24 protein-coding genes are annotated in these 26774 nt (G+C 39.0%); 12 read left to right on the top strand and 12 right to left on the bottom strand.

Annotated elements, in window-relative coordinates:
• Positions 1-5: 5 nt before the first annotated feature.
• The 4 genes from secG (at position 6) to ABFU83_RS12200 (ending at position 4969) form a co-directional block, all read left to right on the top strand.
• Positions 6-401, top strand: a complete 396-nt coding sequence (secG, locus tag ABFU83_RS12185; protein WP_347066268.1) for a preprotein translocase subunit SecG — start codon at positions 6-8, stop codon at positions 399-401.
• A 139-nt stretch (positions 402-540) separates the two neighbouring features.
• Entirely contained in the window at positions 541-816 is a 276-nt protein-coding gene (gene groES / locus ABFU83_RS12190) for a co-chaperone GroES (RefSeq protein WP_136402232.1), read from the top strand.
• A gap of 44 nt (positions 817-860) precedes the next feature.
• On the top strand, positions 861-2492 hold the full coding sequence (gene groL / locus ABFU83_RS12195) for a chaperonin GroEL (protein WP_136402231.1): 1632 nt from the start codon (positions 861-863) through the stop codon (positions 2490-2492).
• Between the two features lie 92 nt (positions 2493-2584).
• Positions 2585-4969 carry a hypothetical protein gene (locus tag ABFU83_RS12200; protein WP_347066270.1) on the top strand — a complete coding sequence of 795 codons (2385 nt, stop codon included), beginning with the start codon at positions 2585-2587 and terminating at the stop codon, positions 4967-4969.
• Positions 4970-5009: 40 nt separating this feature from the next.
• Here the strand turns inward: ABFU83_RS12200 and ABFU83_RS12205 are convergent, their stop codons facing one another.
• From ABFU83_RS12205 to xrtF, 10 genes are all read right to left on the bottom strand, one after another.
• Positions 5010-6320, bottom strand: a complete 1311-nt coding sequence (locus tag ABFU83_RS12205; RefSeq protein ID WP_347066272.1) for a hypothetical protein — start codon at positions 6318-6320, stop codon at positions 5010-5012.
• Between the two features lie 303 nt (positions 6321-6623).
• Positions 6624-7169 (bottom strand): helix-turn-helix transcriptional regulator, encoded by a 546-nt coding sequence (locus ABFU83_RS12210; RefSeq protein WP_347066273.1) that lies wholly within the window; start codon positions 7167-7169, stop codon positions 6624-6626.
• Positions 7166-7507, bottom strand: a complete 342-nt coding sequence (locus ABFU83_RS12215; protein ID WP_347066274.1) for a type II toxin-antitoxin system HigB family toxin — start codon at positions 7505-7507, stop codon at positions 7166-7168. The genes ABFU83_RS12210 and ABFU83_RS12215 overlap by 4 nt, the downstream gene beginning before the upstream one ends.
• A gap of 211 nt (positions 7508-7718) precedes the next feature.
• Positions 7719-8057 carry a cation transporter gene (locus ABFU83_RS12220; protein WP_347066276.1) on the bottom strand — a complete coding sequence of 113 codons (339 nt, stop codon included), beginning with the start codon at positions 8055-8057 and terminating at the stop codon, positions 7719-7721.
• Positions 8058-8072: 15 nt separating this feature from the next.
• Positions 8073-10316 carry a TonB-dependent receptor gene (locus tag ABFU83_RS12225; protein ID WP_347066278.1) on the bottom strand — a complete coding sequence of 748 codons (2244 nt, stop codon included), beginning with the start codon at positions 10314-10316 and terminating at the stop codon, positions 8073-8075.
• 66 nt (positions 10317-10382) lie between these two features.
• Entirely contained in the window at positions 10383-10805 is a 423-nt protein-coding gene (locus ABFU83_RS12230) for a hypothetical protein (protein ID WP_347066280.1), read from the bottom strand.
• Between the two features lie 44 nt (positions 10806-10849).
• Positions 10850-12208 (bottom strand): MBL fold metallo-hydrolase, encoded by a 1359-nt coding sequence (locus ABFU83_RS12235; RefSeq protein ID WP_347066281.1) that lies wholly within the window; start codon positions 12206-12208, stop codon positions 10850-10852.
• 3 nt (positions 12209-12211) lie between these two features.
• The gene (locus ABFU83_RS12240) at positions 12212-13069 is read right to left on the bottom strand and encodes an ATP cone domain-containing protein (RefSeq protein ID WP_347066282.1); all 858 of its coding nucleotides are present in this window, start codon (positions 13067-13069) and stop codon (positions 12212-12214) included.
• 43 nt (positions 13070-13112) lie between these two features.
• Positions 13113-13556 carry an exosortase F system-associated protein gene (locus ABFU83_RS12245; protein ID WP_347066284.1) on the bottom strand — a complete coding sequence of 148 codons (444 nt, stop codon included), beginning with the start codon at positions 13554-13556 and terminating at the stop codon, positions 13113-13115.
• Entirely contained in the window at positions 13531-14088 is a 558-nt protein-coding gene (gene xrtF, locus ABFU83_RS12250) for an exosortase family protein XrtF (protein WP_347066285.1), read from the bottom strand. Before xrtF ends, ABFU83_RS12245 begins: the two co-directional genes overlap by 26 nt.
• A 70-nt stretch (positions 14089-14158) precedes the next feature.
• Between xrtF and ABFU83_RS12255 the strand changes: the two genes are divergently transcribed.
• The 8 genes from ABFU83_RS12255 to ABFU83_RS12290 all read left to right on the top strand — a co-directional run bounded on the left by ABFU83_RS12255 (position 14159) and on the right by ABFU83_RS12290 (position 25274).
• Entirely contained in the window at positions 14159-14614 is a 456-nt protein-coding gene (locus ABFU83_RS12255) for a GAF domain-containing protein (RefSeq protein WP_347066286.1), read from the top strand.
• Between the two features lie 107 nt (positions 14615-14721).
• Complete coding sequence (gene rpsO, locus ABFU83_RS12260; protein WP_347066287.1) at positions 14722-14991, top strand: 30S ribosomal protein S15; 270 nt, start codon at positions 14722-14724, stop codon at positions 14989-14991.
• A 155-nt stretch (positions 14992-15146) separates the two neighbouring features.
• On the top strand, positions 15147-17306 hold the full coding sequence (locus tag ABFU83_RS12265) for a polyribonucleotide nucleotidyltransferase (protein ID WP_347066288.1): 2160 nt from the start codon (positions 15147-15149) through the stop codon (positions 17304-17306).
• A gap of 281 nt (positions 17307-17587) precedes the next feature.
• Positions 17588-18229, top strand: coding sequence for a hypothetical protein (locus ABFU83_RS12270; protein WP_347066290.1), 642 nt, complete (start codon positions 17588-17590; stop codon positions 18227-18229).
• A complete protein-coding gene (locus ABFU83_RS12275) occupies positions 18229-21006 on the top strand; it encodes a TonB-dependent receptor (RefSeq protein ID WP_347066292.1) in 2778 nt (925 codons plus the stop codon). The genes ABFU83_RS12270 and ABFU83_RS12275 overlap by 1 nt, the downstream gene beginning before the upstream one ends.
• A 15-nt stretch (positions 21007-21021) precedes the next feature.
• Complete coding sequence (locus tag ABFU83_RS12280) at positions 21022-22215, top strand: DUF4249 domain-containing protein (RefSeq protein ID WP_347066294.1); 1194 nt, start codon at positions 21022-21024, stop codon at positions 22213-22215.
• Positions 22212-23930 (top strand): hypothetical protein, encoded by a 1719-nt coding sequence (locus tag ABFU83_RS12285; protein ID WP_347066296.1) that lies wholly within the window; start codon positions 22212-22214, stop codon positions 23928-23930. Before ABFU83_RS12280 ends, ABFU83_RS12285 begins: the two co-directional genes overlap by 4 nt.
• Positions 23931-24080: 150 nt before the next feature.
• The gene (locus ABFU83_RS12290) at positions 24081-25274 is read left to right on the top strand and encodes a DUF4249 domain-containing protein (RefSeq protein ID WP_347066298.1); all 1194 of its coding nucleotides are present in this window, start codon (positions 24081-24083) and stop codon (positions 25272-25274) included.
• 51 nt (positions 25275-25325) lie between these two features.
• Here ABFU83_RS12290 and ABFU83_RS12295 read toward each other — a convergent pair whose 3' ends face one another.
• Both ABFU83_RS12295 and ABFU83_RS12300 read right to left on the bottom strand, forming a co-directional pair.
• Positions 25326-25937 (bottom strand): CDP-alcohol phosphatidyltransferase family protein, encoded by a 612-nt coding sequence (locus tag ABFU83_RS12295; RefSeq protein WP_347066300.1) that lies wholly within the window; start codon positions 25935-25937, stop codon positions 25326-25328.
• Positions 25938-25940: 3 nt separating this feature from the next.
• Positions 25941-26726, bottom strand: coding sequence for a hypothetical protein (locus ABFU83_RS12300; RefSeq protein WP_347066302.1), 786 nt, complete (start codon positions 26724-26726; stop codon positions 25941-25943).
• Between the last annotated feature and the right edge of the window lie 48 nt (positions 26727-26774).

A 26774-nucleotide genomic window follows, 5' to 3' on the forward strand; every position in this document is an offset into this window, starting at 1 on the left:
AAAATATGTTTTCAGTTTTTTTAGTACTAATAACAATCGTTTGTTTTTTACTTATTGTGGTTATCATGGTTCAAAACCCTAAAGGTGGAGGATTATCATCAAGCCTTGGTGGTTCTCAAATGATGGGTGGTGTTCAGAAAACAAATGACTTCCTTGACAAAAGTACCTGGACGTTGGCTACAGCCTTAATCGTATTGATTTTATTATCCAGCTTGAGCTTTACAGGAAGCATGGGAGATAACGGTTCTAAATTAATTGACAATAGTACACCAGCTCCAGCAGCTCCGGCTCCGGCAAAACCAGCAGCTGATAAAGCAGCGGCTCCGGCAGCAGCATCTGAAACTCCGACAGCGACTGACGCAGCAGCTCCCGCAGCTCCGACTGAAGAAGCTAAAAAATAAGATATAACAATCCCTAGAAAATGCCAGCCTGTCAGTGCTGGCATTTTTTTTTACAAAAAACTGTCAGTTTTAGCAATTGGCATACTTTCTGAAAAGTAATTTGCATCTAAATAATCATAACATAAAATAATATAGTATTATGGCATTAAACATCAAACCACTTTCAGATCGCGTTATCGTGGAACCTGCGGCTGCTGAAACGCAAACCGCTTCCGGTATTATCATCCCTGATACAGCTAAGGAAAAACCTCAGAAAGGTATTGTGGTAGCTGTTGGAAACGGTAAAAAAGACGAACCGCTAACCGTTAAGGTTGGTGACACTGTTTTATACGGAAAATATGCTGGAACCGATTTAAAATTCGAAGGTAAGGACTACCTGATTATGAGAGAAGATGACATTTTAGCGATCATCTAATACAAACCATAAAAACGAATACGTAAAATTAAAGAATACATAAAATGGCAAAAGATATAAAATTTGATATTGAAGCACGCGATGGTTTAAAACGCGGTGTAGACGCATTGGCAAACGCAGTAAAAGTAACTTTAGGTCCTAAAGGACGTAATGTAATCATCAGTAAATCGTTTGGCGGACCAACCGTAACAAAAGATGGAGTTTCTGTAGCAAAAGAAGTGGAATTAAAAGACACTTTGGAAAACATGGGAGCACAAATGGTAAAAGAAGTAGCTTCCAAAACAAATGATCTAGCCGGTGACGGTACTACCACTGCAACGGTTTTGGCACAGGCTATCGTAAAAGAAGGTCTTAAAAACGTAGCAGCTGGTGCCAATCCAATGGATTTAAAAAGAGGTATCGACAAAGCGGTAGAAGCTATTGTAGCCGATCTTCAGAAACAGGCACAGGAAGTAGGCAGCTCAACCGACAAAATCAAACAGGTTGCCTCAATTTCTGCCAACAACGATGATGTAATTGGTGATTTGATCGCTACTGCTTTCGGAAAAGTTGGAAAAGAAGGTGTTATTACCGTTGAAGAAGCAAAAGGTACCGACACTTACGTGGATGTGGTAGAAGGAATGCAGTTCGACAGAGGGTATTTATCACCTTACTTCGTGACCAATCCGGAAAAAATGGAAGTGGAATTAGAAAGACCGTATATTCTTTTATACGACAAAAAAGTATCGTCTTTAAAAGAGTTATTACCGATCCTGGAACCAGTGGCACAATCGGGTAAACCACTATTGATCATTGCTGAAGATGTAGATGGTGAAGCGCTTTCTACTTTGGTGGTAAACAAACTAAGAGGTGCATTAAAAATCGCTGCCGTTAAAGCACCAGGCTTTGGCGACAGAAGAAAAGCGATGTTGGAAGATATTGCCATCCTGACAGGTGGAACTGTTATCGCGGAAGAAAGCGGATACAACCTGGAAAACGCAACGTTGGATATGTTGGGAACCTGTGAAAAAGTAACCATCGACAAAGACAATACGACTATCGTAAACGGTGCCGGTGAAGCGGATATGATTAAAAACCGTGTGAACCAGATTAAGGCTCAAATGGAAACAACTACATCCGATTACGACAAAGAAAAATTACAGGAACGTCTTGCTAAATTGGCTGGTGGTGTAGCGGTATTATATGTTGGTGCGGCTTCTGAAGTGGAAATGAAAGAGAAAAAAGACCGTGTGGATGATGCCTTACATGCAACTCGTGCAGCAGTAGAAGAAGGAATTGTTGCCGGTGGTGGTGTTGCTTTACTACGTGCTAAAACGGTTTTAGCAAATATTAAAGCCGACAATGCTGACGAAGCAACCGGAGTTCAGATTGTTTCCCGTGCTGTTGAAGCGCCGTTACGTACTATTGTTGAAAATGCTGGATTGGAAGGTTCGGTTGTTGTAGCAAAAGTAGCCGAAGGTAAAGACAGTTTCGGATACAACGCTAAAACAGACGAATACGTAGACATGCTAAAAGCCGGAATTATCGATCCGAAAAAAGTAACCCGTGTGGCACTTGAAAATGCTGCTTCGGTATCGGGTATGATCCTGACCACGGAGTGTGCCTTAATTGAAATCAAAGAGGAAAACGCTGCTGGTGCCATGCCAATGGGTGGCGGAATGCCAGGAATGATGTAAAATTCCAAATAACTTATATTCAAAAACCGTCACAATTTTGTGGCGGTTTTTTTTGTATATTTATTTTCACAATACAGAGAAAAAAAATAAATATGAATAAATTTTCCGTTTTCTTTATACTCGCCATGTTCACACACTACGGCAGTCTCGCACAAACTACACTGGAAACCGAAAGGGAAAAAGAGATTACAACAAACTACACTAATTATTTTAAATCCGATCGGGAAAAAATTCACTTGCATCTCAACAAAACGGTATATCTGAATGAAGAAAGTATTTGGTTTAAAGGCTATTTTATCGAAGAAAAAAGCAAAATCCCATCCACCAAAACAACCAATATCTATATTGATTTACTAGACGAACAAGGCCTTAAAATACAATCAAAATTGTACTATCTCGGTTATGGAACCTTCGAGGGCTATATTCGTCCGGATAAAAAAATGAAATCCGGAAAGTATTATATCAGGGCGTATACAAACTTTATGAATAATTTTCAGGAAGATGAATCAACGGTATACCCCATTACGATCTTAAATCCCGTTGATGCAACTACTTTCAACACCAATACCGTTGCGAACCCGAAGACGCTTACAGTACAATTCTTCCCTGAAAGCGGTGCTTTTTTAGAAAACAATTCGAACACAATCGCTATTAAAATAACCGATTGTAACGGAAATCCCATTGCCATTAAAAACGGCTCTGTCTTAAATGCCAAAGGAATTGTGGTAACCAGTTTTTCGACTAATGAAAAAGGTATCGGCCGATTTGACTTACTGCAAAATTATAATGCGCCTTACAAAGCGGTTTTTACCATCGGAAACAACACCCAAACTTTTGCATTACCGTCTTTTAAAACCTCAAATTTTACATTTAGCATCAATAATTATACATCGTCCGAAAGAGCTTTCTTAACACTCAAAACCTCAAGTCCGTCCTATTCCGATGTGACACTTTCGCTTATAATCCAACAGGATGAAAAAGTTTCCCTGATTGAAAAACTTACTCTTAAAAAAGGCATAACGGAAGACACATTCACTATCGATAACCAGTATTTTTACAACGGAATCAACACGCTGACTCTGATTGATGCCAACAATAAAAAATTAGCCGAGCGCCTTATTTTTAAACCGTATGACCTGGTTAAAAAAGCAACAATATCCTTGTCGGAAACCCGAAATGATACACTCTATTTTAAAGGCAAGTCCCCTATTCCTTTTGGCAGTCTAAGCATATCTGTCTTGCCCGAAAAAACAGCCGCTATCGGAAATGCACGATCCCTATACGACAACTTTGTATTTTCGACCTATCTGGACAACCCTATGATAACCAATACATCCTATTATCTTTCCGATTTTTCAAAAGGGAAACACTACGAATTGGATACATATCTGATCACACAAAAATCGAAATACGATTTTGAAACAATATCAAAATCTCCCATTCCGATCGAAACCTATAAATCTGAAGTTGGAGTTACAATCAAAGGAACGATCAATAAAAAAATCACCAATAAAAGTGACTACTACGTACAAATGGGGTCTTTTTATAATAGTGTCCGAAAAAAATCGGCTATCAACGATAAAAACGAATTTATTTTTAACAATGCTATCCTGTACGATTCGGCTTCCGTATCCTTAACCTTATATAACAAAAATGGGATGACCGAAAATCTCCCGATGTCCATTCAGGTTCTCGACGGACAAAGTCCGTTTTTAAAACCGCTTCCAAAACCAGATTTTCAATGTCCTACCGATGCAATTATGGAAACTGAAACGCTCGCAATACCCCAAATTCAAAATAAAAAAGCAATTCAGCTGGATAATGTGATTATTAAGAAAAAAGCCAAAACACCACCTCCTTTAAAAAACATAGGCCGGTATAACAACTCCATGGCCAGAGGCTACAAAATCAGCAGTGGTGATTTTGCTTCGTATCGCGAAATCCTTTCGTTTATCGGTGCCAACGGTTTTGATGTGGTCTATAAAAACGGTTCTGTTTATATCAACAACCGAATTACCCGATCCCTAAGAGGCAATCCTTCACCTGCCGTTTTTGTAGATGATGTACCATTACAACCGGATTTAACAATGCTTATTGGAATGTCATTGGATATGGTCGACGAAATCTATATCAGTAAAAGTGGCTATGGAATGGGCATAGATGGCGGAAGCGGTTTTATTCGTATTTATACCAAGCGTTATATGGGAACTGATAAAGCAGCATCAAAAGCCCAATCTTATGTTGTAAAAAGAGCCGCTCAGGATCCGAAAGATTTTAAAAATCCGTATTATCAGGATTATGGTGAAGGGTTTATCAACTACGGAACGATTAACTGGATTCCGGATGTACGAACGGATCAAAATGGGGATTTCCTTTTTTCTATTCCGAATTACAACCAGAAAAGCATTAAAGTAAAGATTGAAGGCATTGGTCCTGACGGAGAACTTATTTCCGAAGAAAAAACAATCCAGTTATAAAATAAAAACCGAAGCTTGCACTTCGGTTTTTTTTATAGTCTTAATTAAAGAACACCTGATATTGCGCAATGATCGCACCTTTTCGATCCAGGTAATCACCGTTTGTATGGTAAACCGGCCGACTTTGATAAGCAACGGTAAACTTGGAAGTATGCCCGGACAATAACCAGTTGACACCTACATCGTAAAACTGCATCGCACGATGGAGTCGTTCATAATTCGCGTGTTGCAACGAAGCATACGGCATTAAAGTCGTTTTTCCAATCAAATTGTCTTTTAGCTTGTATCCGATTTGACCATACAAAATGGTTCCGGTTCCATACATCGGAAAACCATTACCACTTCCATTTAAAATAGTCGGGTCTTTGGTACCGTTTGCAGGATTCATTACAGCCGCATTCCGGGTATAGTTTTTACCAAAATCATAATGCGTGATACTACCATAAGCACTAATCGCTTCCCCGCTACTTCCTATCGGAGCATCGTAATATACATCTGCCGCCAAATGCACCATATTTTCACGAATCGTATCATTGGTTATTCCCAGTCGCCAGATAGCGTCTTTTTGGTAGATAAATCCCGCACCAACATTCAACACTTTTTTCTTTCCTAAATAGGTTCCGGTCATATAAGGCGTCTGATTGGACTCCTGATCTTTAAACTGATACTGAAAATATCCGTTCCATTGCATATTGGGCGGTTCGGAAGAAAAAGTCGCATTAGCCGTAACAGTTGGATTATAGTTTGCCGATTTTTGAATATTCATTGGTTTGGCCATCGCAATTCGGTAATCCAGTTTTCCTAGTTTACCTTTGGCAAATACCGATAACTTCCGTAAAAACTGATCGGTTACATCGTTGGTACTTTGTTGGTATAAAGGCGCATCTACGCCTAGAATCGTTCCGGCCGAAGGTGATGCAAAACGCGCCAGTCCGCTCCAGCCCGATAATCCCATACCCAAAGATAGCTTTTCTTTGTCTATCGCATAGTCTCCCATCGCATCATGTACAAAAAAGCCTACTTTCCGATCGGACATATTGTTAAAATTGTTTTCCCCAAATTGGGTATAGATAAAGACCCGTTCGGTTAACTGACCGTACATTTGTACTCTATAACGACGGATCCCAATATCAGTACCGTTATCCTGCGCTACTCCGTTGATCGTTGATCCTGGGTTAAAATCCTGATGGCGTAACCAGGCTTGCGTAAGAAATGTAAATTTCACATAATTCGAACCGTCTTCGTTCAGGTTAAGCTTCCTGTCTTTAAAAAAGTCCTGAGCCTGCAAGTGTTGTGGCATACAAAACCCTAGCAGCAGCAATCCTGTCGCTAAAATGTTAGTTGTTTTCATAATGTAGTAAAGTGAGTTTTCAGGCGATAGGCAGTCGGTTTTGAAAATCCCTCTCCATAACATTGATCCTCTAAAAATGGATTTTTATCACACCCGACCTATTGTCACAAATATACCTTTTTCAGAGCAAAAAGCCATGGAAAGCATAGTCGCAATCTTTACTTTTCAGGTGTTTTTATGTTTTTTATAACAAAAATCCCGGTTCGAAAGAATCGGGATTTTTATTTTTCATTCCTGCACTAGGATAACGGTCTCTCGTTTATATTATAGAACAAGTAGCTGTTGTTTATTCAATATTGTATTCTAACCGCATAATTTGATCTGTGGTTTTCCGAGTTCTGTTATCGCTGATTGTACCCGAATCCTATCTTCTTTTGACAAAAAAACTGGAATCAATTCTTTTATGTCAATCCGCAACAATTGATTTATCAACACCAAATCTTTTAACGTAAACGGTTTTATTCCGTTCATTAATTCCGACATATGTGTTTTACTTTTATGCCCTAATAGATGTCCTAAATCTTGTTGCGTCAGCTTCCGAATTTTTAATTCTTTTCGAATAAGGTGTTTTCTTTTTTCCATAAAAATCCGTTCCTGTTCCGCTACAGTTTCCCAAAAGTTACTTTCCGCCAGTTTGCCGTCTGTTAGTTGTCCCACATCCGACCATTCTTTGCGTTCGTATGCTTCAATTAAATTTCTTAGTTTTTTTCTAAGGTTTTTAAAATGCAGGTTGTCTTTTGCCAGCAGTCGCAATTTCCGATCGGCAATTAGCGCACGCTCCAGTTCCAGTTCATCGGTAATGATGCCTTTTCTTATAAATTCGTCTATTGTAAAATCGGTATTCATCATTCGATATAATTTTTAGTACGCAACCATTTTGTAATGGTCACTTTATTGTTTTTAAAAGTCCTTTCATATTCCTGATGCGATCCGGCCCAAACTATGGTTGCCTCTCCTTCATCATCCATTTCGATTAAAATTAACGTCCTATGGATATGAATATTAAAAAAATAAAAACCTTCGTTATGTACACAATCTGCATCTTTTCTAATATCCGTTATAGTCGCTACTTTAAAATCGAATGTTTCTAAATCTGCGAGTAATTGATCAATTGCGTTGCACAGTTTTTTATTTCCGATATTCTTCCATTTTAATTTTAAAATTATTTTCCGTCCTATTATCCTCATCTCAAAAGTACAAAAAGTTCTGTAATTATCCGAACTTTTAAAATCATTTAACACTCCGTCCATCTTAAAGCAAAATACAATATATTCATTTACAACAGCTCGACACAACGCAATTCCCTTCTTGTCCTTTACAATGATGATTTAGTCACAGTATTGTTATTTCGCTTCTTTCATAAAAAAATCCCGATTCTTTCGAATCGGGATTTTTATTTTATCGTTCATATTGGCAACAACTGTGCAGCTTCCCATAATCATCAGCGCTGGCTTTAACTTCGCCGGCATCATGTCCTGCTTTGGCTATCGATTCCTGTAATTGTAACGGCGTCGCCTTTTCTTCATTCATAATCACATGTAACGACTGGCTATCGGCTGTCCATATCGCCGATTTAACACCCGGAACACCATAAGCCGCTTTTTCGATACGTTTTTTACACATCTCGCAGTTTCCTTTTACTGCAATATCGTGTTTTGCATTTTTGTTTTTCTTTTCCTGTGCCTGTGCCACAAATCCTACTAACGACACCAAAAGTATTACTATTATTTTTTTCATTGTTTCTAATTTTAGTTATTTAATTTTAAATCGCAATCCGGCATAATACATCTGTCCAAATACCGGTGCATAGATGATTGAACTATCAAACGACGGGCCAAATGGGTTTTCTGCCCCTAAAATAGCTTTTTTCTGTTTATAATTTCCAATGTTTTCACCTCCTACATATACTTCAAACGTACTCGAAAATGTTCGGGTAATTTGCGCATTCATTACCGAAAATGACGGTGAATAATCCGGCAGGCGATCCCGTAATAAAGCATTATCGGCTGTATTTGGTAAACGTTGTTCTCCCATCCAGTTATAGGTAAAATCAAATTTCCATTGCTGCCCTTTTTCTTTGATATGCGTTTCGTAAGCCAGATTCGCAAAAACACGGTGTTTGGCTTGCAATGGACGCTCTTTGGCTCCGCTTAAATAATCCGTCTGGATGTCATAATATTTATAGGCCGTACGCAGATTCAGGTGTTTGAAAAATTCGTAGTTAAACTCCAATTGTAAGCTGTTTGCATACGACTTCCCTTCTAAATTATAAAATAATACCTGTTGCGGACTCGCATATAAATCGACTACCGCCTGATTTTCGAAATCGGTACGATAAAAGTCGACACTTACCTCAGCTGTTTTGCCAAAAAGACTAAAGCCCTGCATAAAGCTCACTCCATAATTCCAGGCAATTTCCGGATCCAATCCGTAAATTTTTCCACCCGTATTCAGGATGTTAAACGCTCGTGATGTAGCAAATAATTGCTGGTTTTCGGCAAAGATATTCGCGCTTCTTTTTCCTCTTCCTGCCGATGCTCTGAAAACCGCTTTTTCCCACGGATTGTATCTCAGGTGCAAACGCGGTGTAAAAAAAGCACCCAACCGGTTGTGAATATCATAACGCGCTCCGGCTACCAGACTAAAATTATCCGTATTGTCATAAGTGTATTCGAAAAAGGCTCCGATGGAATTGTCGCGACGGCTCACATCCATACCCGATCCAACAAATACATATTCATTATAATCATCGGACGTAAAATTTAACCCGGTTGAAAATTTATTCAGCGTATTACTGATAATCGAGTTAAAAATCAAATTGGAATAAAAGCTGTTTTGTTGGATATTATATTGGTTAAAACCAAAATAAGATTCCTGTTTGTGATAATTAAAGGAATTCTGAAAACCGATACTCTGGTAGGGCATATCCGGAAATACATATCCGATTTTTGTGGAAAGATCTACTTTATCGGTATTGATTTCGGATCCCCAATAGTTAGTGGTAAATTTATCCCGGTTCGGATCAAATTCTACCTGTCCGGTTTGCTTTTCATCACGCATATACCGTAGGTTAATAAAGCTTACCCATCCTTTTTCGGCATCACTATATTGCCAACGATTGAGTACGTTAATTTGTTTTCCCAAAGGATTATCCAGGAAACCATCGTGGTTCATATCGTTTTTGGCAACACGGGCATTCCCATGCAGGAAAAGACTACTACTCCATTTATCGGATATTTTTTTATTGAAATGGGTATTCAGTTCATAACGACTGTCGGTCGAACCATAGGCATTAAGAAAGAATGGAATATCATTAGCAGGCTTGATCAACTCGGTATTAATCTGCCCGGAGATACTCTCATATCCGTTTACCACGCTTCCGGCTCCTTTAGTTACCTGTATGCTTTCAACCCAGGTTCCCGGTGTAAAGGATAACCCGTAGGCCTGCGAGGCACCACGAACAGAAGGAATATTCTCTTCGGCAATCAGAATATACGGGCTCGTTAGTCCCAGCATTTTGATCTGTTTGCTTCCGGAAATCGCATCTGAAAAGTTTACATCAATCGACGGATTGGTTTCAAAACTTTCGGAAAGGTTACAACAAGCCGCTTTAAGCAGTTCTTTACTGCTCATCGTAACAACATTTGCCGTTTTTACATAGGATTTCTGTAAACTGTTTCGCTTGGTTTGTACGACAACCTCACCCAGTGTTTTGGTGGGTTTAATATTTATTTTAACCGCTTTCGGTTCGTGAATTTCAACTGTTTGCGTTTCATAACCCACATAACTGATCACCAATAAATGGTTTTCTTTTGAATACGGTAGACTAAAAGCTCCATCTTCGTCGGTGGTTACTCCAATTGTGGTATCCTTCCAGGTAACGGAAGCTCCAATTACAGGCAGATTGTGTTCATCGGTAATCGTACCTGTTACATTTTCTTGTGCTGTTATAAAATTGACAAACAGCAACAGAAAAAACATAAAGTTCTTGTGCATAATTTAATTTTTAATGTTTGAATGTAAGGTATGCGCAGCGTGCGCAGGATTTCAAAGCATTAAAAATCAGGCGTAAAAAATATATTGGCAGTAGAGTTTAAAAAGCGGCGGCGCATTACTATCGCAGTAAAAAGACGCAACATCACTTTTTACGATTACTTCCTCCTCTTCGCTATCGACTACCGGTTTCCAGTTATCGACTATTGTAAAAGACCCCAAATCAAGCTGGAAGCTTTTTACGATAATATTATCGGTAGTATTTTTCTTTAAGTCGACTTTACTATTCGAACAACAGCTGTCTTTTTTTTCGGTGGCGGCACAACAGGAACTTTCCGAATCGGAGGTCTCCATACATGGCATTTCCGATTTGTAGGCCAATGAAACCGAGGCGATTTCACCACCACAATAATGCACATTAAAAGCCAGTCCGACATTGGAGACCAATATCAGCATCGCTATCAATAAACTAATGTGCTTTTTAATTTTCATTGCCACAAAAATAGTACTTTTTTTGTAGTAGTGTGTTAATACCTTTATAATTCGACACTTTGTTCCAGTTCCGGAATGATACATTCATAACCATACCGTGCTTCGATGGTCGCTTTTAATTCGGTAAAACTATCCGCTTCGCCGTGTACCAGAAATATATTTTTCGGTTTATTCTCCAGTTCCGACAGCCAGTTTACCAAATCGTCCTGATCGCCATGTGCCGATAATCCTTCAATTTCAATAACCTTTGCTTCCACCGGATAATAGCGCCCGTAAATTTTTATTTCTTTTTCGCCTTCCAACAATTTTCGGCCACGGGTTCCTTCCGCCTGATAGCCTACAATAACAACGGTTGTTTCCGGTCGGACGATATACCGTTCCAGATAACTTAAAACCCGTCCACCGGTGATCATCCCACTTGCAGCAATGACTAATTTCGGGCGATCGTCGTAAATTGCTTCGATCGTTTCTTCATAATTGGAGATCATCGTAAACATTTCGCACATTGCGGTACATTCCTCCCATTTCAGTTTGTGCCATTTTCCGTTATCGGTAAAAATATCCAGTACTTTTATTCCCATCGGCGTATCAATAACATACGGCATATCGGGTATTCGCCCTTCTTTTTTAAGTTGCCAGATCAGATACATGATACTTTGTGCTCTTTCGACTGCAAAACTCGGAATCACGACATTACCACCACGTTCATAGGTTTCGTTAATACAGGCTTCCAGTTCGGCTTTCGGATCGTTGTCCGGATGCTTTTTGTTTCCGTAGGTACTTTCCAGAAAAATATAATCGGCTTGTTTTGGATGTACGGGCGGATACAACAACACATCATTGTCGCGCCCGATATCGCCTGAAAACACGAGTCTCTTTCCATCAATCTCCAATGTAATGGAACAAGCCCCCAGAATATGCCCCGCATAAAAATAGGTAGCCGTTATACCTTCTTCCAATTCAAAAGGCGTATCGATGGCGATGACTTTAAAATACGGCAGCACTTTATCGGCCTGTTCAACTGTATAGAGCGGTTCGGCCGGATCGTGTTTTGAATAATGTTCTTTATTGGCTTTTTCAGCTTCTTCTTCCTGAATCTTGGCACTGTCCTGTAAAATCAGATTACTGATCGATTTTGTAGGCCCGGTACAGAAGATTTTCCCATCAAAGCCTTCGTTAACCAATCGTGGCAACCATCCGCAATGATCCAAATGGCCATGTGTGAGCAATACATAATCGATAGTGGACGGCAATACGGATAGCGGATTCCAGTTAAAACTCCGCAATAATTTTCCACCCTGAAACAAACCGCAATCTACTAAAATACGGGTACCATTATCACTTTCGATAAGTGTTTTGGAACCGGTTACCGTACCAGCGGCACCTAAAAACTGAACTTTCATACGCTAATCGTTAAAAATTTTACATTGATTCCCGAGGTGTTCACATAAGGCTGAAGCTTCGCGGATAATATTTTTAATACGGCTCGAATGTATATTTATATCTTCCAGTAACTGACTATTATCCAATATATCTGATGCCAGTAAAGCTCCCGTGATCAATAATTTCTCCTTTTCACTTTGTGTCAGGGTGGTCAGACAGGTAATCGGAAAAAGTCCGCTTTCCTCTATCTTAAATTTCAGACTTTCCTTTTCAGGATAATCCCAGCTCACCATCCTTAAATCGGAACACCGGCCAAATTGTAGCGCTTCGGTTGTAAAACGGTTATTGGTAATCACCCAACATCGGGTGATCGTATCGCTCTGACTAAAAATAGAATGGGTTTTACTTTTCAAATCGTTAAACCGGGACAAAATATACATCGGTACTTTTACATCCGATTTAATATCATTCCGGCTATGAAATTTACATTCAACCATTCCGATCCGCTGATCTTTCTTAATCAACACATCTACTTCATGTGTCACACACTTCCCGTTTAAAACCAGATTGGTTTTGGCAACATATCCTTCGTTTTCAAACAATAATGCTACATATTTTTCAAAGAAAAAACCAGCTGGTCCCAAAGCCTGAACTGCCGCTTTTAGATTATAACGGGCCGCATGTACTTTTGATGTTTTTTTTAACAACTGAAAAGCCTGACGGTTTATTTTCCGGGTAGGCATACCATCATAAAGCTGATTGACAATTATATTGAGAATCTCCTCTATCTTTTCCGGACTGGCTCCGGACATTTGCAGGGAACGTTTCAGTTTTTCACTGTCGAATTTTACGATATCTCCCGACTGTTTTACAACTTTCATCCTTTAAATCGCTTTTTACACTTCTTTAAAGGTACAAAAAATATTACGATTTTTTCTTTTGATAATAAAATGCCGGTAGGAATAATAGCAGTAACAATGGCTGAATTAAGAATCGACGGATATAAAACAAGGTCATATAATCCGGTTTGTCGGAACTTTTTAACACTATTACAAAAGCAGTTAACAATCCTATATAAAAGAATACATAAAGCAACCCAGATAATTGGAGTAGTGATTTTTCTCTAAAAACGATATAAATAATACCTAAAGATATTGCAGTATTTAACCAATACCGTAGCGACAGACTAATTATTAATCGGCCGGTTTCGTAGGTTGGCAAAACTGCATTTTGAAAAGTGCCTCTAAAAAAAGCCAAAAACGGATCGTAAAAAAGCTGGTTTTCGAAAGCTCGGATTACAGCCAGTAACATAACCGCCAACACGATCCCTAAAATGGTTTGTTTATTTTTCCACACGTTTTGTAGCATAACCGGAGAATTTTTGAACCCAAAGTACCCATAACAAAAAAACAACGCCGTAGATAAACAACGGAAAAATCACGCCGTGTAGTACATGTTCCTGTTCCGGATAACGATCTATAGCCATCGTTAACAATACAATTCGTATCACATTAAGGATATGAATCAGGATAATTCCAACAACAATATAAAGGAAGGTCTTTTTCCATCCGGAAGAAAAGGCAAAAATAAAAGCCGCAAAAAGTATCATAATACTCACCGCATTACAACCTTCGATGATTCGCACAATCGGTTTGTCGCGTAACAGGATTACCACCGATGCATCCTGAGTGCTTGGAGCCGTTGTTACCGGTTCCCCTAAAAAGTACAGTGTTTTTTCGACCTGAAGAGCCACTGAAGTCGTAATTCCATCGGTTTGAAATTTTTCGGCATCATACTGTCCGAGGTATCCTTTATACACTACTGTCAATATAACATAGAGCAATAGAAATTTTATCAGAAAGATAAAAAATGGCTTATATTGGAAGAATAGATTTTTCAAACCGCTTTATTTTTAACAAAAATATAAAAATTAAAACGCTCCGAATAAATACTTTTGCAAAAAGAATGTTATGAAATTTCAAGAATTAGAACCAAAAGTGACCGCAATTGTTGCCGACACCCATAGTAGCCGGGATGAAAAACTAAAAAACATCTGTCAGCTTTTACAGGATCATATTGAATATTACAACTGGGTTGGTTTTTATTTCCGCAACGGCGATAAAGAAGAACTGGTATTAGGACCTTATGTAGGTGCTGAAACCGACCATACCGTGATTCCGTTTGGAAAAGGTATCTGCGGACAAGTGGCGGTTTCCAATCAGAATTTTGTGGTTCCCGACGTAAAAGCACAGGACAACTATATTGCCTGTAGCCTTACGGTAAAATCCGAAATCGTGGTACCGCTTTTTGTAAATGGTGTTAACATCGGTCAGATCGACATCGACTCGCATGTTCTGGATCCGTTTACAGCTGCAGATGAGCGTTTTCTGGAATTTGTAAATCAGGAGGTTGCACAACTTTTTTAACATTGTTTCCTGTTTTTATTTGTTAGTTCCAAAAATAAAGCTACCTTTGCACACGAAATAGGAACACTCCTAATTCACTACATAATAATCATTTAAATAATATTAGCATGTATTTAACTAAAGAAGTTAAAGCGGATATTTTCGCAAAACACGGTGGAGCCGCAGTTAACACAGGTTCTGCAGAAGGGCAAATCGCGTTATTCACATTCAGAATTAACCACTTAACCGGACACTTAAAAATTAATCGTCATGATTATAACACCGAGCGTTCGCTAGTGAAATTGGTAGGTAAAAGAAGAAGTCTTCTTGACTACTTAAAGAAAAAAGATATCAACAGATATCGTGAGATTATCAAAGAATTAAACATCAGAAAATAATCACTGAAAAGAGGCGCCTGCGCGCCTCTTTTTGTTTTGTATATTTTGACAGAAAAAAGTTTGGTTTTTCATTGGGTATTAGACAACTACAACAACAACGACAACAACAACACAACTAAAACCCATTTGTCTAATTAAGAATTAAAATTAATTTTATGGTTCCTAAGGTTACCCAAGAAATTATCGATTTAGGTGATGGAAGAACAATCACTATCGAAACAGGAAAACTAGCCAAACAAGCAGACGGTTCTGTCGTGGTTCGTATGGGCGATGCAATGTTATTAGCAACTGCTGTATCTGCCCGTACCGCCAGTCCAGTAGATTTCCTACCGTTAACAGTAGATTATCGCGAAAAATTTGCCGCAGCCGGACGTTTCCCGGGTGGTTTCTTTAAGCGTGAAGCACGTCCAAGCGATAGCGAAGTTTTAACCATGCGTCTTGTTGACCGTGTTTTACGCCCGTTATTCCCGGACGATTACCATGCCGAAACGCAGGTAATGATCCAATTAATGTCGCACGACGAAAACGTAATGCCCGATTCATTAGCCGGTTTGGCTGCTTCTGCTGCATTAGCTGTTTCCGACATTCCATTTACAACGTATATCTCTGAAGTACGCGTGGGTCGTATTGACGGAAAATTGGTCATCAACCCTAGCAAACAGGATTTAGAAAAGTCGGACATCGATATGATGATCGGAGCTTCTTTGGATTCCGTTGCCATGGTAGAAGGAGAAATGAAAGAAATCTCCGAAAAAGAAATGGTGGAAGCAATCAAATTTGCACACGAAGCCATTAAAACACAAATCAACGCACAAATCAAACTACGTACCGCTTTAGGTCTTACCGAAGTACGTACGTATGAGCAAGAGAAAAATGACGAGGCTATTTATGCAAAAGTAAAAGAAGCGGCCTACGACAAATGCTATGCAATCGCACAAGAAGGAACTTCAAAACAAGAAAGAGGTGAGAAATTCGCCCTTGTTAAAGAAGAAGTAATCGCCCTGTTTACTGAAGAAGAATTAGCAGAAAACGGAGATTTGGTTTCCAAATACTTTTCTAAAACACAAAAAGAAGCCGTTCGTAATGTAATTTTAGATTTAGGATTACGTCTTGACGGAAGAAAAACAACTGAAATCCGTCCTATCTGGTGTGAAGTAGATTATCTACCATCAACACACGGATCGGCTGTATTTACCAGAGGTGAAACACAAGCATTAGCTACCGTTACTCTTGGAACTTCAAGAGAAGCGAATATTATTGATTTACCTTCTGAACAAGGAGAAGAAAGATTCTATCTTCACTATAATTTCCCACCATTCTCAACCGGTGAAGCAAAACCTTTACGAGGAACTTCCCGTCGAGAAGTAGGCCATGGAAACTTAGCACAACGTGCTTTAAAAAACATGATCCCTGCCGATTGTCCATACACGATTCGTGTGGTATCAGAAGTATTGGAATCGAACGGTTCCTCTTCGATGGCTACGGTTTGCGCCGGAACCCTTTCGTTGATGGATGCCGGTATTCAAATCAGCAAGCCGGTTTCGGGTATTGCAATGGGACTTATCTCAGACGATAAAACAGGCCGTTGGGCTGTATTATCCGACATCCTTGGTGATGAAGATCATTTAGGGGATATGGACTTTAAAGTTACCGGAACTGCCGATGGTATTACGGCTTGTCAAATGGATATCAAAATCGAAGGATTGGCCTACGACATCATGGAGAAAGCCCTTGAACAGGCTCGTGACGGACGTCTGCATATTTTAGGTAAAATTACCGAAACTATTGCGCAGCCAAACCCTACCGTTAAACCGAAAGCTCCGAAAATCATCAAAATTGAAATCCCTAAAGATTTCATCGGTGCTGTTATCGGACCAGGTGGTAAAAATATCCAGGCTTTACAAGCTGAAACCGAAACCACTATCGTTATCAATGAAGAAGGTAATCTTGGTATCATTGAAATCCTTGGAACCAATGCTGCCGGAATGGAAAAAGCAATCAGCTCGATCCAAAATACAATTTTCGCTCCTGTAGAAGGCGAAACCTACACTGTAAAAGTGGTTAAAGTTCTTGAATTCGGAGCAGTTGTTGAATTTGTACCGGGTAAAGAAACCTTACTTCACGTTTCGGAACTAGACTGGAAACGCGTAGAAAATGTAGCCGATGTCATTAAAATCGGAGATGTTTTTGACGTTAAATACATGGGTATCGATCCGAAAACTAAAAAAGCTAAAGTTTCTAAGAAAGCTTTATTGCCAAGACCTCCGAGAGAGAACAAACCGGAGGAGAAAAAAGACACGCCACAACAAGGTTAATTTTTATAAAATTAATTCATAAAAAGCCCTGACTCTTAATTGAGTCGGGGCTTTTACTTTATTTCACTAGATCGGGAAATAAATGTTAAAGTTTTCAAAATAATTTTTTGAGACGATATAATTTATACTTTTGGCAATCTGCTATATTATCAATCAAAACTTTTATTTTATAAATGATCCTCAAAAACCCACCCAAACAATTATGCATTATAATAATTTATACCCTATTTTTTGGTTTTTATAAAACCCAGGCACAATCTGAAGAACGGTACATTACAAAAATGCATGACAGTCTTGTTGGTAAACAAGGCTTAGCCATTAACAATGGTTACTATCACACCAATCCCTATCCTCTTTTAAACGGGAAGCATCGCTATTATTTATCAGACACACCGCTTAAGGCATCTGTTTTGTATGAAAATCAATATTATTATGACATAGACATAAAATACGATCTATATCAGGATAATTTAGTTTACAAACCATCGGCCGAATCCGGAAATGTAGGAATCGAACTTATTCAGCAAAATGTAGATGCGTTTACAATCAACAACAAAAAGTTTGTCAACCTTGGAAAAAAAGTTTCTCCAATGATCACTTTTATAAAAGGCTATTATGAAGAAAATCTAAAAGGAAACAATTTTAGTTTCTATATCAAACATCATAAAGACAGACGCGAGATTGTAAATGGTACCCGTACCTATAATGAGTTTGAAGATAATAATGACTACTATATCTATCGTAATGACACCTACCACAAAATAGCTTCCAAGAGCGATCTTATCGCCTTGTTTCCCGATCTGAAAAAGAAAATTAACGACTTATACAGTCAAAACAAGTCTCAGGAAAAGGAAAACAAATATCTTTTCTATGACGATCTAATCCACAAAATCAATTCCCTACTCGAAACTAACCATCCGTAATGAAGAAAATTTTACTTGCTCTGTTCATTCTCGTGTACAGTCAGGCTGCCTTTTCTCAGGAAAAACAAAAATTATCCCTGGAACTGAACAATTCTGATGTCCCGACTGCCTTGAACAAAATAGAAGCTACCTCAGGCTATAAATTCTATTTCGACAACTCCTGGCTGGAGATTTATAAAAACATACGGATCACCAAAAATTTTAATCAGGCATCTCTGGATGAAATCCTGACTGAAATTTTCAGCGATACCGACCTTAACTTTTTTGTAGATAAGAATAATGTGATTCTTACCAACAATAGTATTATTTATTCCAAACTGGCCGACAATTATTTCGGTGAAACCACTACGCGTAAAAGTGACGAAGTGGTGATTCAGGGTGATCCCGTATTTTACCAACAATATGACGACGCTACCAGTGGCGATTCTAAAGGCAATTCCGTTTCACTAATCGGAAAGGAATCACAAGTAACCGGAAGAAAAACGTTTGAGCTTTCCGGTTATATCAAAAACACCAAAAACGGAGAGCCTATTGCCAATGTGATCATAAAAACACCAAATAACGAAGCTACAGCAATGACCGACGATACCGGTCATTATAGCCTACAACTTCCGTCGGGTTTAAATGTGGTGGAAGTAGAATCGTTTACCCATAAAAAAGTGACACGGAAGATTATGATGTACAATAACGGTACACTTAATTTAAACATCACCGAAAACGTTACGCTATTGGAAGAAGTGAACGTACGCGGTAAAAAAAGGGAGAGTGTTAAAGGTGCTATCGCCGGTGTAACCTCGATCAACATAAAAGATCTTAAAAACGTTCCTACCGTGTTGGGAGAGCGGGATATCCTGAAAATTGCCACAACCATTCCGGGTATTAAATCGGCTGGTGAAGGTTCTTCAGGCGTTAACGTTCGCGGTGGTAAAGAAGACCAAAACCTTTTCCTGTTGGATGATGCCACATTGTATAATCCGGCGCATTTCTTCGGTTTGTTCTCCGCTATCAATCCGTATACCATTAACAAAGCCGATATCTATAAAGGTAGTATTCCGGCTGAGTACGGAGGAAGATTGTCGTCGGTTTTCGATATTTCCACTAAAAACGGAAATACAACCAAATTCTCCGGAGAAGGTGGTATTGGTCCTGTAACCAGTAATTTAATGGTCACTACTCCGATTGTAAAAGAGAAATCCAGCTTATTGGTTGGTGGTCGTGCGACCTATTCCGATTGGATTTTAAAATCGCTTAACGAGCCGTCTTTAAAAAACAGTCAGGCGAATTTCTATGACGTTATTACAAAATACAATCATAAAATTAACGCCAATAACGATATTGAGGCGACTTTTTATTACAGCCGTGATGCTTTTAGTATTACTTCCGATTCGATTTACAAATACAGTAACAGACTGGCGACGTTGCGATGGAATCACAATTTTAATGAGAAACACAAAGGGGCTTTAGTCCTGACCAATTCGGAATATAAATTCAATATTGATTTTGACAAAGCCGAAAGTCAGAAAGCGTTTAACTATGGTTATAAAATTGACGAAACACAATTGCAGTTGAAGTTTAACTATGATTACAATAAAAAACATACTTTCAATTATGGTATCGCCAGTAAATTGTATGGTGTAAACCCAGGATTCCTGGATCCTATCGGCGAAAATTCGAAGTTGGTTCCTATTGCACTCGACAAACAACAAGGATTGGAATCGGCTATTTATATTGCCGATAACTTTAAATTCAATGACAAGTTGTCCTTTAATATTGGTTTACGTTATTCCATGTTTGCTGCTTTAGGCGCTTCTAACCAGCGTATTTATGAAGACGGATTACCAAAAAGTAATGAAACCGTTGCCGAAGTTCGTACGTTTGGTAACAATGAAGTGGTAAAGACCTATAGCGGTTTTGAGCCTCGATTAGCCATTAAATATGCCTTTACCGACGAGTTTTCGATCAAAGCCGGTTATGATAAAACGTATCAGTACATGCACCTTTTATCGAGTAACACGACTCAGTCGCCAACCGATGTATGGAAATTATCCGATCTGAATGTAAAACCGCAGGATGCACAACAGTTCTCTCTGGGTGCTTACAAAACATTTAAAGATGAAATGTATGAAGTGAGCCTGGAAGGTTACTACAAACGTATGAACAACATTCTGGACTATAAAGTAGGAGCCGAAATCATGTTAAACAAAAACATCGAAACCGAATTGTTACAAGGTGAAGGAAAAGCCTATGGTGTGGAATTGTTACTAAAGAAAACGGCCGGAAAACTGAACGGTTGGATTGGATATACCTATTCCAGAACCTTGATCAAACTGGATAGTCCGTTTGATGCCGAAAAAGTAAACAACGGAGCTTTCTTTGCTGCTAATTTTGATAAACCACATGATTTTAGTGCCGTTTTAAATTATAAATTTACAAAACGTTACAGCTTATCTATGAATTTCATTTATCAAACCGGTAGACCCATTACCTATCCAGTAGGAAAGTACCAGTTTGGAAATGCAGAATACACCTTATATAGCGATCGAAATGAATTCCGAATTCCAGATTATTATCGTATGGATATCGGTATAAACATTGAAGGCAATCATAAAATTAAAAAACTGGCACACAGTTTCTGGAATATCTCGGTTTACAACGTTCTGGGACGTAACAACCCGTATTCCGTATACTTTGTAACTGAAGACGGACAGGTTAAAGGATATAAAACTTCTATTTTCTCTATCCCTATTCCTACTATTACTTATAATTTCAGATTTTAACGCGATTAATACGTTATGAAAAAAATATTTTTAACCAGACTAACATTCCTGCTACTGATTTGTATCGGCTTAACCAACTGTACCGATCCGTATAAAATGCAGACCGACACCTTTGAAGATGCTTTAGTAGTGGAAGCGACCATTACCAATGTACTTCAAAAGCAAACCATAAAAGTTTCCAGAACCTATCGCTTTGAAGATTTCGGGCCATCATTTGAGGAAAATGCCGATGTTCTCGTAACCGATAGCGACGGAAATGAATATCCTTTTGTACAAAGTAACAACACCTATGTATCGGTGAATGCCTTTCAGGCGGAACCCGGTAAACAATACCGACTAACGGTGATTACCAGCGATGGTAAAAAATACACCTCATCCCAAGAGGTTTTGCCAGCCGATAATCCGTTAGACGATGTGACCGCCACGGTACAAACCATCGATAACGTTACCGGTGTTGAAATTCGCGCAAAAAGTTACGATCCAAACAGCACTTCTCAATATTATCGTTTCGAATATGAGGAGACCTATAAAATTGTAGCCCCGAAATGGATTACTTCTAAAGCCTATTTTTCCGGACCAAATCCGAATCAGCCCATATTAACCATGTTGCCGCGTACGGAAGAAGCCCGAATCTGCTACAGCACGGATAAATCAACGGAAATTCTATTATTTAATTCCAATGAAACCACAGAAGATCGCGTGGATTTTCCGGTGCGTTTTATCAGTGATCAGAATTATATTATGAGTCACCGTTACAGTATTCTGGTACGTCAATACGTTCAAAACTCACATGCGTATAATTATTACAAATCCTTAAAAAAACTATCCGGTTCCGGAACTATCCTGTCTCCTAATCAGCCGGGATTTTTAATCGGAAATATTAAATCGGTAAACAATCCAAGTGAAAAAGTAATCGGTTATTTTGACGTATCGGCGGTTTCCACCAAACGAATTTTCTTTAATTATGCCGATCTGTTTCCGGGTAAACCTTTACCTCCTTACAAAGTAAACTGCACTGAGCTGTCACAAAAATATTGTTTCTCTACTTTAGATCCCTCCTGTAATGGTCCTTCGGTTGTAGGTTACATCAATACCAACGTCATGGTGATCTATAAATTCGATGACGCTCCTATTTATATTTTAACACCAGCACCCTGCGGTGATTGCACCTCTTTTTCGTCTAACGTAATACCTTCATTCTGGGAATGAGAAAAAATATTTTACCCCTGATTTTAATAGGAGCAAGCTGCTTCTTTAGTCATAACAGTATCGCGCAAGGCAGTTCCAAAAAAAGTAACCTGACCGTTGCGGCTCTGGAACGTATTTATGTGCACGCTAATACTACCATGCTTTTATCCGGCGAATCCTGCTTTTATAATCTGTATTGCCTTAATGCCGGTAATAACACGAGCAGTACGATTAGTAAAATCGCCTATATCGAAGTAATCGATGCCGATAAAAAAAGTGTTTTAAAACAAAAAATACATTTGGACAATGGTGTGGCTCAGGGCGATTTCTTTATCCCTACCACCTTAAAAACCGGGAACTATAAGCTAATTGCCTATACCAACTGGATGCTCAACAATAATGCAGCTGCATTTTTCCAACAGGATCTGGTGGTGATCAATCCATTTCTGACAGGAAAAAATCCGGTTTCCAAAGAAAATCTGCCCCTTAAAAACACCTATGACAAAGTTTCCAGCAATTTTATCGCACTTAACAGTGATAAAAAAAGCTATGGAAATCGCGAAAAGATCAATCTTACCATTAATCCGCTGACCAATGGCAGCAAAGGTATTTATTCGCTTTCAGTACGAAAAGTAGATGCACTTACAAACCCATCCGAAGCAACACCGCAATCTTTTATTTCGAATGCGAATAACACACCTGTGGCCGGCGGTGGAACTGTCCATATTCCGGAACTGAGAGGTGAATTGCTTACCGGTAAAATTACGTCGAAAAGCAACCAGGAAGTACAAAATAAAAACATAGCACTATCATTGCCCGGAAAATCGTTCGAAATGAAGATGGCCGTTACCGATAAAGACGGAAATTTCTTTTTTACACTGGATCGTTTTCCAAATACCAATAATGCAGTAATACAAGTGGTCGACGCCGAACATGATGACTACAGCGTTGTACTAACCGATATGCAAAATGTCGACCTGTCGCAGTTGCGTTTTCCGGAAGCTTTTATGCTGAATCCCGCCTATCGAGCCGCTATCGAAGAGCGTTCTACTGCCAATCAGGTGGAAAATGCCTATTACGCCAGAAAAAGAGATAGTCTCGAAATAGCACCGCGTACGCAGCCTTTTTACCATCCGTTGCAAAAAGATTATTTCCTGGACGATTATACCCGTTTTTCTTCTTTTAAAGAAACGGTAACCGAAGTTGTACCGGAACTGTTTTTCCGCGAAAATAGCGGTAAGTATTCCCTTCACCTTCGTAATACCTCGACTAACGATGGTTCGATTGATAATCCTTTGATCATGGTTGATGGATTGTTGCTTCAGAATAGTGATGAATTATTTCAGTACAACACCTATAATATTCATAAAATATCCCTTATCAATAAGGCATACATCTATGGGCCAATTATGTATAGTGGTGTTGTAAATATCATTACTAAAAATTTCGACTATCAGACAAAAGCTTCGGGTGATTTTATTAAAAAAACAGAAATCAACAGACCTCAGAAAAAGAAAACCTATTACAGTCCGAAATACGACGGAACGCAAAATCTGGACCGAATTCCGGATTATCGCTACCAGTTAGCCTGGTTCCCAAATCTGAACGTTGCTCAGGAACCGATGAACGTTTCTTTTTACACTTCTGACATAAAAGGGGTTTTCGAAATTATTCTGGAAGGTTTTACCGAAAAAGGTGAACCGGTTTATACCAAAGAGTATATCGAAGTACCATAATATTCTCTTAGAATTTCAATCTTACAGATAAGCCGGCCATATAAACCGGCTTATCTTATCTATAGCGTAAATCATAATTGATGTTCCGTTTTCGGAATGTCCGGGCTCCTCTATTCCCTATATTTCACCATTTAATGACACCCATACGTTATGAAAACAAAATTTGTAACCCAACTTGTATTCCTGCTACTGATCGGTTTTGGTCTGACCAATTGTACCGATCCGTATAAAATGAAAACGGACACTTTTGAAGATGCCGTGGTGATTGAAGCCACCATCACCAATATTCTTGAAAAACAAACCGTAAAAGTATTCCGAACCTATCGCTTTGAAGATTTCGGACCGGTATTTGAAGAAAATGCCGATGTGACGATAACCGACAGCGACGGAAATGAATATCCTTTTGCAGAAAGTAACCGTACCTATACTTCAGTTAATGCTTTTCAGGCCGTTCCCGGAAAACAGTACCAACTAACGGTGATTACCAGCGACGGTAAAAAATATGTCTCCACTAAAGAGATTTTGCCGCCAGACAATCCGTTAGAAGACGTAACCGCCAATGTAACAACCATTGACAATATAAGAGGCGTGGAAATTCGGGCGAAAAGTCCAGATCCGAATAACGCGTCGCAATTTTACCGTTACGAATATGAAGAGAGTTATAAAGTGATCGCACCAAGATGGCTAACTGTTAAAGCATTTGTTCACGGTCCAAGTCTGTATGAACTTGAAATAACGATGGTTCCGCGTACGGAAGAAGCCCGAATTTGTTACAGTACCGATAAATCCACCGAAATCTTATTGTTTGACAAAGGCAAAACCATAGAAAACAGTGTCGATTTCCCGGTGCGTTTTATCAGTAACCAGAATTATATTATGAGTCACCGCTATACGATTCTGGTGCGGCAATATGTACAAAACCTACATGCGTACAATTATTACAAAAACTTAAAAAAAATATCCGATGGCGGAACTATCTTTTCACCGAATCAACCCGGATACCTCCGCGGAAATATTACATCGGTAAATAATCCGAATGAAAAAGCAATCGGTTTCTTCGATGTTTCAACCGTTTCATCCAAGCGAATTTTCTTTAACTATGCCGATCTTTTCCCGGGCGAGGCATTACCGCCTTACAAAGTAGATTGTTATCTCACAGAATTTTTATATTGTTATGGAGGTGGTCTATGTTCTGCTCCTGCTGTAAATTCCTTTCTGACTAATAACCTTATGACTATTTATGATTTTCATAATGCACCAATCTCTTATACTTTAACGCCCGCAGCATGTGGTGATTGTACGTCTTTCTCGTCGAATATAATACCTCCTTTCTGGGTAGAATAGGAATAGCAACGTTTTATTAAAAGGCTAGTACTGCATTTGTATTAGCCTTTTTTATTTTTCCGATTCATGAAAAAGGGCATTCTTTTTAAAAGCAATCCCTTTCCGGATTAAATACGCATGATAAAAACTGGGAACGTCATAGGTCCATTTGGGTAATAACAAAATGATCAAAAAGACATCGATATGCGATAGTAATCCGAAAAAAACCGCTGTTTTCATCGACCATCCACCATAGCCAAAACCAATGATTGAAACAAAAACCGTGAGTAACGTCAATCCCCATAATTTCGACAACAAAGCATGCGTACAGGTTTCTTTTCCAAATTTTGCGATACTAATCCCATAGGTCATTACTTCCATCACAAAGACAATTGCTATCGGAATTTTGTGTTCCAGGATAATTTCCGGATGTAGCAACCACGAACACCATCCCACACACAACCAAAAAACCAAATCCGTCTGACTATCCATACGTCGTAATTGCGCAGACGATACGCCTGTTTTTCGCGCTACGATTCCGTCGAAAATATCCGATAGCAAACCCAGAACGATTAAAACAACCAACTCAAAACGTATGGTTGCTCCAAAACGATACGTCAGCGCAATCATAACCGGCCCTAAAAGGAGTCGGAATACGATCAGTAGAATAGGAATCTTTTTCATCGTCTAACTTTTAAATTGCCAGTTCACCAAAGGGAGTCTTCGTTTTCCGTTTGTATTCCATAAGCCAAATTGAACGCCTCTCAGGTTTTTAGCATTATTAAACAAACCGATTTGCAATCCGCGGTAATCTCTGGCCACATTCGAAATAGCCAGTTGCAATCCATTCCCGGTTTCGGCCATGTTTGCAATCCCACACACCGAAATCCCATTCATCTTTCCCGCACTCAAAATCGCTCCGGTAACCGAAACACCATTCATCTTATTCATTACCGAAACCACACAAATATTAAAACCATTAACCTGCGCGCCCTGCAGGAATCCACCCGAACTTATATTTAATCCGTTAACCCGGATGTTTAGTATATCATCATCCTGCTTCAAAACAGTCCTACTTAAAGAAAAACTTTCAAAAGGATCCTTTCTTGCCGCCACAAAAAAACTTTCAATAGTAATACCAATCCCAAATGTAATCAACCCTGCGGCTATAGGACTTGCCTCGATATTCAAACCATTTACTTCCTGAAATTTTATCCTACTGTTTCGAAAATGCCCCACACCTAAAGTCAATCCGTTTACTTTTTTAACACGTCTATGAATCGGAGAAAGACTAAATATCCGAATACTGTCCCGCGTGTTCATACTTTCAGATTGTTCGTTAGCATATACTTCCTTATGTTCCTCACCTGCCAATGGTAGCATTCGATTTTCGGTAGTAACCGTTATCGTATCCTGTGCCAAAACCATGTTGGAAAGCAACAGCATCAAAAAAGCGGTGAATTGTAGTTTCATAATTTTAGGGTTTAAAATTGATAGTCAAACCTATTGCATTTTTCACAC

Origin of the sequence: Flavobacterium sp. WV_118_3 (assembly GCF_039778605.1) — a bacterium.
GTDB lineage: Bacteria > Bacteroidota > Bacteroidia > Flavobacteriales > Flavobacteriaceae > Flavobacterium.